The sequence below is a fragment of the Paenibacillus sp. P46E genome (genome assembly GCF_001909095.1).
In the GTDB taxonomy this organism is placed as follows: Bacteria; Bacillota; Bacilli; order Paenibacillales; family Paenibacillaceae; genus Paenibacillus_AQ; species Paenibacillus_AQ helianthi.
The window spans coordinates 19,908-33,029 of the sequence record NZ_LVYZ01000048.1 but is presented as its reverse complement, the minus strand read 5'-3'; the positions used below and the strand labels follow the sequence as shown (position 1 = coordinate 33,029).

Genomic DNA, 13,122 nt, shown 5'->3' with positions numbered 1-13,122 from the left:
ATTCCAGGCCCCTTATGAGTTGCGCATGATGATCGATTCCAGCATGTTCGCTACATCTTCGCATTTGTCGGTTGTAGTTTCAAGCCGCTCGTACAGCTCTTTGCGCTTAATCAGCTCAATCGGGTCTTTTACCGTTTCAAACAGGGCTTTGGTGCAGATGCGGAGTACTTCGTCGCCCTGGTTCTCCAGATCGTTCAGACGAATGGTGTACTCGCGGATGGCCAGCAGCTTCTTCTGGGAGAGCAAGTGGACCGCTTTTTGAATTTCATAGGCGGACTGGCGGAGAATCTCTGCGAACTGCACGATATATTCGTCCGGGTCCAACAGGTTGTACATATAGAAACGTGAGGCTGAAGCTTCCAGACCATCAATAACATCATCCATACTCGTGATGAGGTCCATAATATCGTCGCGTTCCAGCGGTGTGATAAACGTCTTGTTCAATTCCTTGATGACGGTGTGCGTGTACGTGTCGCATTGGGATTCATATTTCTTCATCACCGCTGCGAAATTCTCGACATTATCCCGCAGAGTCGTAATATTCTGAGCGAAATAATCTGCCGCCTGGACAATGGTATCGGCCATATTTTCCAGTGTCTCAAAGAATATGTCCTTTTTTCTCAACTTCATTAGTTTAAACCCCTTTACATAAAATGCAGCCATTCATATGTAAACAGCATGAAAATGAATGACAACCCTTGTTATCTTATCATATCAATTGAAGGTATAGAAGTAAAAGAAACGAACTTTTTTACACTATAATAACAATTCCCTGTAATCGTGAAAATAATCATCCTAACGGCTTCTTTTGGCGTCCGTATCAGGTAGGAACGGGGATCGGTGCATATTCGATATGACTGCTGAAGGAAGGGCTGTTCGGTACAATCAGAATATGGGTAATTCCGGGATACATCAGCGCCTCTGTGCCATCCTTCTTCACGAAGCGGATTACATCTCCAGGCTTGCGGGACCATCTTCCCTTCTGCACTTGTCCACGTTGAAACAGCACGGCCTCCCCTCCCAGCTCGATGTCGATCTGCAGTCTACCCACATCGTCTAGCACTTTATGGTCAGCCCCCATCACCATTACATTGGCCGCCTCGACCGGATTTCCGTCATTCAGATCCAGATGCGGCTTGCCGTTCACCCAGCGCAGATAGGTCCTCCGCTCAGTGCTATATTTATACCCCACGGTATAGCTTTTCAGCAAAAAGTTGACATTGAACTCTGCCGCAGCCCCTCCCCCGGCCGGCAAATCATCGGAATCTGTAAAAAGATACCCGGGAACCTCTACCGTTCCGGCGTATCCCAGCTTGTCCGCACCCTCACGCAGCTTGGCGGCATTGCTGTACAGATTATGCGGAGCTTTGCGCTCCTTGTCGCGCCAGAAATAGGCTCCGGCTCTGCCGATCTCGTCCATGTCGTCCTTTTTCCCCTTCTGGAGAATGGCATACGCCGCCTGACTCCCTCCCGCATGTACCGTCACGCCGCCATAGCTTTCACCGATGTCGATAAGATACGGGCGGATGCTGCGGATCGGCCCGATCTTGACCACGCCGGTATGGCTCTGAAAAATCCCGATCAGCCGCGTAATTCCGCCTTCAGCCAGCACCTCATACAGAATATCCGCCTCGCTGATTCCTGATTGGGGCCGTGCAGCCGGCGCATTGTTGATCATCACTGCCAAGGGACGGGGCAGCATGCTCTCTTCCAGCGGAAGCCCGGTCAGCCCGGAGGTGATCCCCCCGATCACAGGCTTGGCATCCGGTGACGGCTCAGCAGAGACAGCAGGGGATGGCGCAAGGGTAGGCACTGCCGCAGGTGAAGGCGCAGGAACGCTCTCCGCCTCCTGATCCCCACAGGCAGAGAGCAGCAGGGCCGCAAGGAGACAGCCGGAGATTAGTCGGGAAGAATAACGGCTTAGGGTCATATGTATTTTTTCCTCCTAAAAGTTTTGTAAGCATTGTCTTCGTGAATCAGCTTCGACAAAACTGGCTTCGTAAGCATGCGCTTAGTTTTATGGAGCCTTTCATCCTGATCCTTCTACGTAATAAAACTGGCTTCGTTCTTCCATTTAATCATAGCGGAGTTCATTTGTCTTGATTCCCTACCAAGTGGAAACGGCTTCGCCGTCCTTTTAAGGACGGTATCCGTTTCAGCGAGAAATATAAGGATAATTTATTGCGTGAAACATATAAATTCTTATATTTTAAAAAGGACACAGCCCCTCTTCAGGCTGCATCCCCCATGTATCGTATGTGTAATTTAGTCAATCATCCAGCAGTTCAGGCTAAGCGTCCCGTATTGGTAGGCTTGAATCATGAGCTGTGCGCGTCTGCCCTCATCGGCTGTTCCCATTACATAGAAGATCGGCACAAAATGCTCCCGTCCATAGCTGGGAACCGCATCGCGTACATGCGGTGCTTTTTTCTCATAAGCGAACAGTGCAGGCAGGTTCCATGCTTCAAGACCGGCGGCTATCCAGGCATCGAAGTCAAGCGCCCATTGCTCAGGCTGGTCGTCCTGCTTCAGCTGCCGCAGATTATGAACCAGTCCCCCGCTTCCGATCAGCAGAATACCCTCATCACGCAGTGGAGCCAGCATCCTGCCGATATTATATTGTTCCTCCGGGGAACGCAAGGAATCGACAGACAAGGCCACTACAGGGATATCGGCAGCCGGGAACATCTTTTTCAGAATGACCCAGGTTCCATGATCAAGCCCCCGTCCCAGCACCGGCTGGTGGGGAAGATTGTTCACGGTAAAGAGTTCCGAGATTCGGCGGCTGAGTGCGGAATCCCCAGGTGCAGGGTAGGTCAGCGAATACATCTCGTCCGGGAATCCATAGAAATCATGCAAGGTTTCGTGCTGTCCATCTACTGTAATCAACTGCTCAGGGCTGTCCCAATGCGCAGAAAAGACTACAATGCCGCGCGGTTTCCCCAGATCAGCCCCCAGCCGTTCCAGGAAACGGGTATATTCGTTATTCTCAAGGGCAAGCAGCGGAGAGCCATGTGCAATAAAAAATGCCGGTAATTTCATAGGGTGCCCACCTCCATAACCCAGTATATGGTCTGCATTTTTATTTTACCGCTTATTCTGAGTTAATGCGAGTGGAGGACAAACCCTAAATCATCCAGTTCTGCCATTCTTCCTGCACATGCTCCTGTTGATTCATCCAATCCTTAGTCCGCTTCAGCAACTGCGCCTGCGCCGGACCTGATGAGAAGGTATGATCCCCCTGAAAAATCACCTCTTTGTCGCAGCGGCCCTCCGGGCGTGTCCAGAACAGCTTCTGGTAGAGAAAGGCGTAGTCCACTGGGATCACATCATCGGAGGTACCGTGGATCACCAGCACATCGCCGCTGAATTTGCCGGCTTCCTGAAATGGCTGAAAAGCGGCAAGCGAGTTGAAATACAGCGGAGTAAACGAATAGCCGGCAAAATCCGATGAACCGCTGTTCACTGAACGGTCATAAGCTTCCCTGCCCACGATCTTTACGATATCATTGAACGGGTAGCCTACCGCCGCCCACAGGACCAGATTCTTGACCCGGCGGTCCCGCACTCCGGTGAGCAGGGCTACCGCACCGCCAAGACTGTGCCCGATCAGCGTCACACGCTGAGGATCTACATCGGCGGAGCTGATGCCATAGTCAAGGACGGCCCGGGTCTGGGCAATCATCGATTCCATGTCTTCACTGCCATAGTTCCCGCTGCTCTCCCCGCAGCCCACATAATCAAAACGGATCACCATATATCCGTCAGAAGCCAGCTCGCGGGCTGCTTTGACAAAAATCCGGTCGACTCCGATCCGGTTGCCGACGAATCCATGGCAGATCACCGCAAGCGGCACCCTTTCCTTGCAGCGTCCGGAGCTTCCCTTTTCCCTCGATGGATAATGGATGCTGGCGGTTAATTCTTCCCCGTGATGACGAATGATAATATTCCGTTCCATTGCCGAAGCCCTCCTCTAAAAAGGCACATTATTTTAAATTATAATTATCCCGATTAAATTAGTCAGATTAATATCTTCATTATACGTTTTGCGTTCTTATTGTCAATAAGCAGCAGGAATAAACAGCCGTGCAGGCTTAGCAAAAAGCCCCTTCTGCTCATCATGGAGCAAAAGAGGCCCAGCACTGGAGGAACTGCGCTTCATTTACTATTCATTCATAGCTTTCGTGAAACATATCATGCGTTTGCCGTCTGCCCTGCCAGCCTTCCAGGCCATTCTCAGGCGTGTCCAGCTCAGAATCCCATAAGCTGAATCCGTCGGAATTGCCCCAATCCCCCACTTCACCCGCAAGTGGAGGCGCGAAGCCGTCACCCACGAATTTGCCTGTCTCTTCTCTGTCATCAGTATCCATAACGCTCCCTGCCTTCCTTGAAGCTATAGTGGTGAAGCTGAACCATTAACAGTGTTCACTCTTCCAAACGGATTATTCATCCCGGGCAGAGAAATGCTTGTCCTTGCACACAACCGCCACCCAAACGTATACTCTAGGTTAAAGACCTATTTAAGACCACCACTGGAGGTTTATATTTTCACTATGAAAGTCAAAGCTATGATTAAACAAAATAACGTGCTGCGTGAGCAGATGACACCGTTCAACCGCTCTTATTATGAAGATATGCTGCTGGCGCTCCGTGCCAGCAAAGTAGACCCGGTCCGTACCGAGGAGCTGCTGCTGGAGGCGGCCGCACTTCTGCTGGAGGGGCAGGGCAAAGGTAAAAATGCCAAACAGATTTTTGGCGAACATCCTGAGGACTATTTCAAAGAGATTACTGGCAGCGCCTCTGTCCCCAAAGTACGCAGCAAGCTGAATCACTACCTGATGATTTCCTGTGCCGCACTGACAGGGCTGTTCAGCGTGTATGCCATCGCTGGTCTGCTCCTGTTATGGAGTACAGGGGATGCGGGCCTGTTCAACCGGATCAGTATATTTACAATCCTTGTCGTAGGTGCAGGGGCTATTGTCCTTATGGAGATGATCATAAGATGGATGTCCTCCTTATCCGAGGATGATGCGCCAAAGCCCAAGGCATTCGATATCAAGGCACTCGGAATTTATGTAGGCATTGCTATCCTGGTGGTATTCCTTGGTGTGTTTCTTGACAACCTGTTTCCGGTCATTTCTATCTCCCCTTGGGTAAGTCTTGTTCTCGCTGTGGCCGGGGGGCTCGGATTAAAGTTAGTATTTTTCAGATCATAGATGTCAGGGTTCCAAGTTCAACTCAAACAGGGGGAAACGTCCATGAAAATGAAAATAATTCTTCTAGCCGCCGCTATAACTGCTGTTCTGGGACTGCCTGCAGGGATTAACGGACATGTTCTGGCTGAGGGTGTATCCACCGGAACCCCTGGAGCTTCCACCCCTGCCCCTGGAAGCAAGGTGACCGCTGAAGCGGGCAGCAGTCATGCTGAAGCGGTGTACAAGGCGGCTCTGCCGCTGCTGGCCTCTTCCGCCAGACTTCCGGAGGCAGTCCGGTTCCTGAACAGCAATATCTATGCGGTCAGCCCTTATCAGGCAACCGTATTGACCCTGAAGCTGGAGAATCTCCATAAGGCTGCCATGAAGACCTGGGAGAGCAAATTCAGCAGCAGCAGTGTTCAGCGGAAGCTGACTTCAGTCTACAAAGCAGGCATCAGCATGACCAAGCTGGCCGAGACCACGCAGGATGTTTCATTGCGGGACCTGCTGAAGAGTGCGGGGGAAAGCGGCTATAAGCTGGAGACGGCTGAAGGCTCCTTTTTTCCGGTGATTGATTATGGGGCTTACCGCAAATATAAAGTTTACGTTACGAATGACATCCGTGATTATATTTCTATTATGGCTACGGAAGCAGACCTGCCTTCCTCCAAAGATAACGGACTGGTCATTTCCTGGGGGGATGTTGCCGCCCGGGCGCTGGCTCAGGAGGAGTTCATCCAGAGCCACCCCAAATCGAACCGTATGTCGGCGGTAAAGGCCTTGTATTCCCAATATGTGATCAATACCTTTTATGGACAAAACAATACCCCTCTTTTCCATTATGACAATCTGGAGATGGATCTGGAGGCACAGAAGGCATACAGCAGCATTCTCTCCAAGAGCAATGAGAGCAGCCCTTTTCTCCTGAAACTGGAGGGCTTCATGAAGCTGCTGAAGGAGAATGGCTATAAGCTGGATGATGGCGTTACCGATTACCTGAAGACAGAGGTGCCTCAGTCCTGAATTCCCATATTATGCAGAAGGCCCGCCCCATAGCTTCCTGGGACGGGCCTTCTGCATCTGTATACAATGGATAGAGGATTAGATCAGCATATTAAACAAGTTGGGATCCTTATTGATTTCCAGATAATCCACACCTTTTTGCTTCATCCGTTCTATGAGCGGGGTGTAATCCTCTTTATGCTGAAGCTCAATTCCGACCAGCGCCGGACCGTTCTCCTTCTCATTCTTCTTCGTATATTCGAAACGTGTAATGTCATCCCCGGGTCCAAGCACCTCAGCGAGGAACTCGCGCAGGGCACCAGCGCGCTGAGGAAAGTTAACCATGAAATAATGCTTAAGACCTTCATAGATCAGCGACCGTTCCTTGATCTCCTGCATCCGGTCAATATCATTGTTCCCGCCGCTAATGATACACACCACCGTCTTGCCGCGGATTTGGTCGCGGTACAGATCAAGCGCCGCGATGGGCAGTGAGCCTGCAGGCTCCACAACAATCGCATTCTCGTTGTACAGCTCCAGAATGGTCGTACAAGCCTTGCCCTCCGGCACCTTAACCACATCGTCAAGGCGGCGGGAGCAGATATCATAAGTCAATCCGCCCACCCGTTTCACGGCAGCGCCATCGACAAATTTATTAATCTCTTCCAGGGTGATCACTTCTCCGCGCTTCAGCGCTTCGCTCATCGACGCCGCGCCGGAAGGCTCAACACCAATAACCTTTGTAGAAGGGCTCACCGTCTTCACATAGGTGGCAACACCCGCTGCCAGGCCGCCTCCGCCAATGGTAACGAACACAAAGTCAGCGGGCTTGTCCAGGCTCTCCATAACTTCCATCGCAATCGTACCGTTTCCGGCAATAATCCGCGGTTCATCGAACGGATGAATCAGCGTCATACTATGATCAATGCATGCCTGCAGCGCCTCATCGTAAGCATCATCGAAGGTGTCGCCCCTTAGAATAACCTCAACATACTCCCCGCCGAACTTCCGGACCTGCTTAATCTTTTGATTAGGAGTGGTGGTTGGCATATATATCTTCCCTTTAATGCCCAGAGCCTTGCAGGAGTAGGCTACACCCTGCGCATGATTCCCCGCGCTTGCACAGACAATGCCCTTGGCTCTGTCCTCTGCAGACAAGCTGCGGATCATATTATAGGCCCCCCGGATCTTGAAGGAGCGGACAATCTGCAGATCCTCACGTTTCAAATACACATTACAGCCGTATCTGGCCGACAGCACCGCATCCAATTGCAACGGGGTACGGACGATAACCTCCCGCAGCACATGATGCGCACGCACAATATCTTCCATTCCTACGATCGGGTCTTCGCCTTCTCTCATTTTCCTTCGCCTCACTGTCTCTAACTTATCAATTTGCTTCTTGTAACATACTCTTCCGAGGACATTTTTTCAAGCATTGTCCTCTCCGGGCTGTGCTTGATCTCTTCTCTCCCGGCAATGCCTGTGTAATCTGCCCTACATTCTCAGAAGCGCGCTGAAGCCGTTCGCGGACCTTGATGCTGATATCCCTCTACCGTTTCACTCCAAAAGAGCATACCTTAACAAGCGTTCACCTTTGTAAACGCCTAATTCGAAGCCGGTTTATTGGATTATACAAGAATATAAACCTATTTATATTAGGTTTATGTCAGGGAGATTGTCACATTTGATTAACAGGGAGGTTATGGAGAATAATTTAAGGTGGGGTTATAGCAGAGGCGTTGTACCACCGCAGGTATTGTATTGCTTTTTCTCCAAATAATAGCCTGCGGCGTAAACGACCTGCTGTTCCATTCGAGCATGTCCAAGTATGCTGGTGCATCTGATAGAGAGAATAACTGCGAAGGGCGGTGTAATGCGTAGAGTGCTTCCACGCTCCCCTTTAGGATGCGGAGTTTGCGGTCCGGTACAGCTGTGCATGCGTTGGCCATAGCTCTTCGGCTGCCAGCCTGCTGCCGGCTGCACCTGATCTTTTTTTCACTTGGGCGACGTTGCTTCGGGTGTATTGATTAATCAGTTCGTCGAGTACCATCGATTGATGAAGCACAGCCGGATGATCCAGATCGTACTTGTATTGCAGATTGTTCAAATCTTGCCGGGCTTGTTCCAAGGTTTGTTTCAAACAGTCCTCTTCTCTCACTTCTATCCCTCCTCTTTTAGTATTTTAGAGGGCTATGTCTTTTTCGGGGTGAAAATTTTTTCAGATAATTTTTGGGGGAGAATTGAAAAAGGACCAGTCAAAAGACCTGATCCTTTTCCGAGCTATATCGTCTACTCCAGAACTATAGTAATAGATTAACCCCCATGATTATCGGACTGAATGACGAAGGAATGTGAGGTACTCGAATGAATTGGAACAACAAGCACCAGGGCAAAACTAGCTACGACCAATAGGGATGCCAATTTTCTTTTCATGTTCTTCTTCCTCCTCTTTTAATAGGTTCTGATATCTATGTTGTATTTCATGGGGTGCAAATGCTCTGTATCTCTCAAATAACCTCACACAGGCGAGAATACGGGTCTCGTTGTTGATGAGAGATGACGTGAACAGACTAGACAATAAGTAATCAAAACCTATCTGGAATAGGCTTTGTCTCAGATAGTACAGGGCCACTCCGTATAGAAAACGGGCATGCTGCTCAGAGACCACTTGCTTCGTATATACACCCACAGCCTCTTGATGTTTTATCTGCATGTAGCCGTTGATTTCAGAACTAAAATACTGCAGGATGTGATCCACATTGAGATCAAACAGATTGGCCGCCTCTGTAATATTTAATAAACCAACCAGAAGCTCGTCCTTGTTCTGTTCGATATAGAAAACATAATCGGCTAGCACACTTGCATCCCCGCGCATCAGTTTGGATACGTAGATGTTGGCCTGTGCCCATCCTTTATACAGTTTCAGCCAATGCAAGGTGTCCTCATCGGTTTCCTTGACCCAGCTCAAGTCTTCATAGGCGTATGTATATTGGATTCCCTGCTCATAATCGTTCCTGGAATCGCAGACACTCCCACGAAGCAGATAAGAGAAAGCCAGATATACAAACATCGGTTTCTTAGGTTTCTTAGGTTGCTCCCGTTTTGCCCTCGCTGGCTGAGGTATCGTAAAAAGCTGGATACGTGCTAGCCGTTCCATCTCCTCGGCTATCGGTTCCACTTTGTCCCAACGCCTCAGTGAACGGTAGGTATTCGCCAGATCCCTAAGCGCATCAAGCTGATCGATTTCGTCAAGCCGGTCTACAAAAGGCTCAAACTGGAGTGCACACTGGAGGTTGTCCTCCTGATTATTGCTTAACCGAAGCGTAAACAGGCGATACTGGCAAAAGGCCAGGCGTTCGGAGTGCTGCCTCCTCTCACTCAGAGCAACGCTCTCATAGAGCAAGATTGCTGCGGCGCGTCTGCCTTCCACGAAGAATTCCTCAGCCGTCTCAAACAGCAAAGGGGAATAGGTCAGATTGTCCAGGAGCAGCGGCAGAATCCGCTTGATACAATCCAGCTTGTCCAGCTCTGCACAACGGTAGAGAAAGGGTCTGACTCTGCGCCAGTTCGGTACGGCTTCAACCATACATTCCTGAATATACTGCTCGTAGAAATGTCCTTTGGGCAAGCCGAGGACAGCAGTCATACGGTCCAGCTGATCCACGCCCATAATCCGGTTACCCTTTAGAATAGAGCTCACGGTACCTGCATTAAGCCCCGCAAGCTTTCCCAACTGGCTGAAGCTCAGAGCCTCACGTTCGATAAAACGCTCCAGCTCGGTGCGAATCGTGGTTGCATGGTTCAAAAAAAACACCCCTTAGAACCGCTTCACAATGGCGATATTTCCCGATGTAACTTCGCTAACATTTGATAATATTTTCTAATATATTGCAAATATAACCATATTCCCTTGTCAGGTCAAATCTTTTTTTTGCATTCTACTTTTTTCTGCATCATGTTATATAATGCAACATTTTTCGCGCGAAATTCAGACATAAAACACAAAAAAATCACAGCCATATCCGGCTGTGATTTACATTTCTGTGTTCATCCCTACTGCTTCAGCATCCATTTCAGCAGATCAGGTACGCTCGCCCATAGGCGGGAGTGCATAATAACATATTCAATCGCTTCATTGGAATCACCCATTCCGACAAAATCAGGGAGGTTATGCGGCAGCCGCTTCACACCCAGCAGATAATCGGGCACATGCTTGTTCACACCCCGTGCCACGCGGTAGAGCATTTTGAGCTGGGAGGTGATTCCGTTCTTCTTGTATTCCAGAATGATGCGGTCATAGGCAAAAGCAGCTGCAGCATCATCCTTGCCGAACTTCTCCAGCACCTGCTCAGCCTGCTTCAACTGGTTGCTATACAGGTATACGGCAGCAAGCAGATAACGCGCACCGGTATTATCTTCCGTATTCAGCTCAAGAATATGCTCCAGGATTTGCGCTGCTTCTTTGGCATTGCCGCCAAACCAGCAGGATTCAGCATAGCTTTTACAAATCCGGATGTATGGACGGGTCTCATGAAGACCCCAGAAGTATCCCTTATTCTTCTCAAAAAAGAGTTCACCCAGCTCTCGTTCACCTGCAGCGATCCCCGCCTTGAGATGAGCCCGTGCGTCATGCTCATTCTCCGATTCTTCAGCCAGGATCAGATAGGCGTCTGAGCTGTCGGGATACAGGTCCAGTGCAGTCTGCGCCAGCTGTATTCTCCGTTTGGAGGACGTTGCTTCCATGGCTTTGTACAGCAGAGCCTGGGCTTTATCCTTGGGTGTGCCCGGGCCGTTCATTGCCAAAAGCTCATCTGCCTCGCCGCCCATGCCATACTCCTCGATATAGTTAAGCATTTCTTTGACCTTGCGTGAAATAGTAGCCGTCGTGACCTCATATTTGTCAGCGAGATCGGCCTGTGTAATATTGAAGCCGTATTCCTCAGACAGCAGATACTCGATTGCCGCACAGAAGGAGCCTGTCTTCTTTACAGCAGGTCTGGTCTGGCGGGAATACCCGTTCCACAGCACCAGGGCTTCAAAAATCAGCTCCCGCTCGTATTGATTTCTCATACTCTCGATAAGCTGCAACGCCAACTGTTCGTGAGCCGGGTGCTCCCATTTTAGTTCACGAGCCACCATCTTTTTCAGCTTGGTCAGGGTAAGCTTGTTCTCAGGCCGAATTGCGGTTTCCTGGACTGCCTCTTCCATTTCCGGCAGCAAGGCTGCCGCCTCCTGTGCGGCCGCTTCCCCCGTTGTTACCAGCCGCAAGATGGATTCTACTGCAGAGGATTCCTTGTCCAGGCAGCATCTCTTATATTTTTTCCCGCTTCCGCATGGGCACAAGTCATTTCTTCCAACCTTACTCAAAAGTAATTCCCCCTTAAATCTGTAACTAACCATTCGCATGAGCGTATTACTGCTTTAGCACTACAGGTATCATTTCCGGGCACGAGGCATTCTATATGACTTGCATTTCTAATGATTTAAAAAAGGCCTTTCCTGAAAGGAAAGACCCTTTATCTGTATATATCCGCACATTTTTCCCCCGTACGAGTTGTATTATAGCACTTCTTCTATCACTTGTCAGTCCTTTTTTAGGACTAATAGCGTAAAAGGGTTCTCTAATACAGTTCTTTGTCCTCAGACCAATGCCTTCATAGCAATGTCGGTGCGGCTGTGCATTCCGGGAAATGAAATCTTTGCCGCACTGGCATATGCTGCTGAACGCGCTTCGGCAATGCTGGCTCCCATGCCAACTACGCCCAGCACCCGTCCGCCATTGGTCACCCATGTCCCATCTTCCGTACGCGCAGTTCCGGCATGAAAAACCAGCTCATTGGAGTGGTCCCCGAGCCCTGAAATTGGCACTCCTTTTGGATAAGGGCCCGGGTATCCTTCAGAAGCCAAGACTACGCATACCGCGGCTTCCTCGCTCCATTCAATCTCGATATCTGCGAGTCTTCCCTCGGTTACCGCAAGGAAGATCTCCAGCAGATCACTCTTTAATCTTGGAAGCACGACTTGTGTCTCGGGATCGCCAAAGCGTGCGTTAAATTCAATGGTCTTCGGTTTGCCCTCCGGAGAGATCATCAGACCGGCGAACAAGACGCCGCTGAATGGACGGCCTTCTGCCACCATTGCCCGTGCAGTCGGCTTAATAATCGTTTCCACGGCTTCCTGAATAATGGCCTCGTCAATATGGGGCAGAGGTGAATAAGTACCCATTCCGCCTGTATTGGGACCTTTGTCACCGTCAAATGCAGGCTTGTGGTCCTGTGCAGCAGCCATCGGACGCACAGTTTCTCCATCAACAAAGGCAAGAATCGACATTTCCTGTCCGGCCAGAAACTCCTCAATGACCACCTGTGCACCGGCTTCCCCAAACACCTTGGTCACCATGATATCCTGCAGGGCAAGCTCCGCTTCTTCACGGGAATAGGCCACAGTCACACCTTTTCCGGCCGCCAGCCCGTCCGCCTTAATGACAATCGGCAGTCCTTGGCTGCGTAAATAGGCGAGTGCAGCCTCATAATCGCTGAACTTCTCATAGGCTGCGGTAGGAATGCTGTATTTATGCAGGAGGTCCTTCATAAAGGTCTTGCTGCCTTCAATTTCCGCCGCATTCTTGCGGGGGCCGAATACAGGAATATGTTCCGCTTCAAATGCATCGACTATGCCTGCGGCAAGCGGATCATCCGGTCCGATAACGACATAGTCAATGTTCTTGTCCTTGGCAAAAGCGGTCAGCTTATCGAACTCGAACACGTCGATCGGTACACATTCCGCAAGCTGTGCAATCCCGGCGTTGCCGGGTGCACAGTAGATTTTGCCGGCTTTGGGACTGCGGGACAGGCTCCAGATGATGGCATGCTCCCGGCCGCCCCCGCCCACTACTAAAATATCCATTGAAATGAGTCCTCCC

Annotated in this window: 12 protein-coding genes; 2 read left to right on the top strand and 10 right to left on the bottom strand. The window is 50.1% G+C overall.

The features are described from left to right. Positions 1-12: 12 nt before the first annotated feature. From A3849_RS18270 to A3849_RS18250, 5 genes are all read right to left on the bottom strand, one after another. Entirely contained in the window at positions 13-630 is a 618-nt protein-coding gene (locus A3849_RS18270) for a DUF47 domain-containing protein (protein ID WP_074084261.1), read from the bottom strand. Positions 631-820: 190 nt separating this feature from the next. Next, positions 821-1,930 carry a DUF3048 domain-containing protein gene (locus A3849_RS18265; RefSeq protein ID WP_074112710.1) on the bottom strand — a complete coding sequence of 370 codons (1,110 nt, stop codon included), beginning with the start codon at positions 1,928-1,930 and terminating at the stop codon, positions 821-823. Positions 1,931-2,265: 335 nt separating this feature from the next. Beyond that, positions 2,266-3,042, bottom strand: coding sequence for a DODA-type extradiol aromatic ring-opening family dioxygenase (locus A3849_RS18260; RefSeq protein WP_074112709.1), 777 nt, complete (start codon positions 3,040-3,042; stop codon positions 2,266-2,268). A gap of 85 nt (positions 3,043-3,127) precedes the next feature. Beyond that, entirely contained in the window at positions 3,128-3,958 is an 831-nt protein-coding gene (locus A3849_RS18255; protein ID WP_074112708.1) for an alpha/beta hydrolase family protein, read from the bottom strand. Positions 3,959-4,169: 211 nt separating this feature from the next. Next, positions 4,170-4,370 (bottom strand): hypothetical protein, encoded by a 201-nt coding sequence (locus A3849_RS18250; RefSeq protein WP_074112707.1) that lies wholly within the window; start codon positions 4,368-4,370, stop codon positions 4,170-4,172. 183 nt (positions 4,371-4,553) lie between these two features. Here A3849_RS18250 and A3849_RS18245 point away from each other — a divergent pair, with 183 nt between their 5' ends. Further along, entirely contained in the window at positions 4,554-5,216 is a 663-nt protein-coding gene (locus A3849_RS18245) for a DUF1129 family protein (RefSeq protein ID WP_074112706.1), read from the top strand. A gap of 42 nt (positions 5,217-5,258) precedes the next feature. Continuing rightward, positions 5,259-6,218: a hypothetical protein gene (locus tag A3849_RS32155; protein ID WP_083613573.1), complete on the top strand. Its 960-nt coding sequence runs from the start codon at positions 5,259-5,261 to the stop codon at positions 6,216-6,218. Between the two features lie 78 nt (positions 6,219-6,296). On the opposite strand, the gene ilvA is transcribed toward A3849_RS32155, so the two are convergent. The 5 genes from ilvA to purD all read right to left on the bottom strand — a co-directional run bounded on the left by ilvA (position 6,297) and on the right by purD (position 13,106). Further along, positions 6,297-7,559, bottom strand: a complete 1,263-nt coding sequence (ilvA, locus tag A3849_RS18235) for a threonine ammonia-lyase IlvA (RefSeq protein ID WP_074112705.1) — start codon at positions 7,557-7,559, stop codon at positions 6,297-6,299. Between the two features lie 541 nt (positions 7,560-8,100). Then, positions 8,101-8,358 (bottom strand): aspartyl-phosphate phosphatase Spo0E family protein, encoded by a 258-nt coding sequence (locus tag A3849_RS18230; RefSeq protein WP_074112704.1) that lies wholly within the window; start codon positions 8,356-8,358, stop codon positions 8,101-8,103. Between the two features lie 237 nt (positions 8,359-8,595). Then, on the bottom strand, positions 8,596-10,014 hold the full coding sequence (locus tag A3849_RS18225) for a helix-turn-helix domain-containing protein (RefSeq protein WP_306010716.1): 1,419 nt from the start codon (positions 10,012-10,014) through the stop codon (positions 8,596-8,598). Between the two features lie 239 nt (positions 10,015-10,253). Continuing rightward, complete coding sequence (locus A3849_RS18220) at positions 10,254-11,567, bottom strand: SEC-C metal-binding domain-containing protein (RefSeq protein WP_074112702.1); 1,314 nt, start codon at positions 11,565-11,567, stop codon at positions 10,254-10,256. A gap of 273 nt (positions 11,568-11,840) precedes the next feature. Beyond that, positions 11,841-13,106: a phosphoribosylamine--glycine ligase gene (purD, locus tag A3849_RS18215; protein WP_074112701.1), complete on the bottom strand. Its 1,266-nt coding sequence runs from the start codon at positions 13,104-13,106 to the stop codon at positions 11,841-11,843. Positions 13,107-13,122 lie beyond the last annotated feature (16 nt).

What these genes read in the sequence shown, in the direction of transcription:
- purD (WP_074112701.1), bottom strand. Translation starts at nt 13,106, where the DNA reads ATGGATATTTTAGTAGTGGGCGGGGGCGGCCGGGAGCATGCCATCATC.
- A3849_RS18260 (WP_074112709.1), bottom strand. Translation starts at nt 3,042, where the DNA reads ATGAAATTACCGGCATTTTTTATTGCACATGGCTCTCCGCTGCTTGCC.
- ilvA (WP_074112705.1), bottom strand. Translation starts at nt 7,559, where the DNA reads ATGAGAGAAGGCGAAGACCCGATCGTAGGAATGGAAGATATTGTGCGT.
- A3849_RS32155 (WP_083613573.1), top strand. Translation starts at nt 5,259, where the DNA reads ATGAAAATGAAAATAATTCTTCTAGCCGCCGCTATAACTGCTGTTCTG.
- A3849_RS18255 (WP_074112708.1), bottom strand. Translation starts at nt 3,958, where the DNA reads ATGGAACGGAATATTATCATTCGTCATCACGGGGAAGAATTAACCGCC.
- A3849_RS18250 (WP_074112707.1), bottom strand. Translation starts at nt 4,370, where the DNA reads ATGGATACTGATGACAGAGAAGAGACAGGCAAATTCGTGGGTGACGGC.
- A3849_RS18270 (WP_074084261.1), bottom strand. Translation starts at nt 630, where the DNA reads ATGAAGTTGAGAAAAAAGGACATATTCTTTGAGACACTGGAAAATATG.
- A3849_RS18265 (WP_074112710.1), bottom strand. Translation starts at nt 1,930, where the DNA reads ATGACCCTAAGCCGTTATTCTTCCCGACTAATCTCCGGCTGTCTCCTT.
- A3849_RS18245 (WP_074112706.1), top strand. Translation starts at nt 4,554, where the DNA reads ATGAAAGTCAAAGCTATGATTAAACAAAATAACGTGCTGCGTGAGCAG.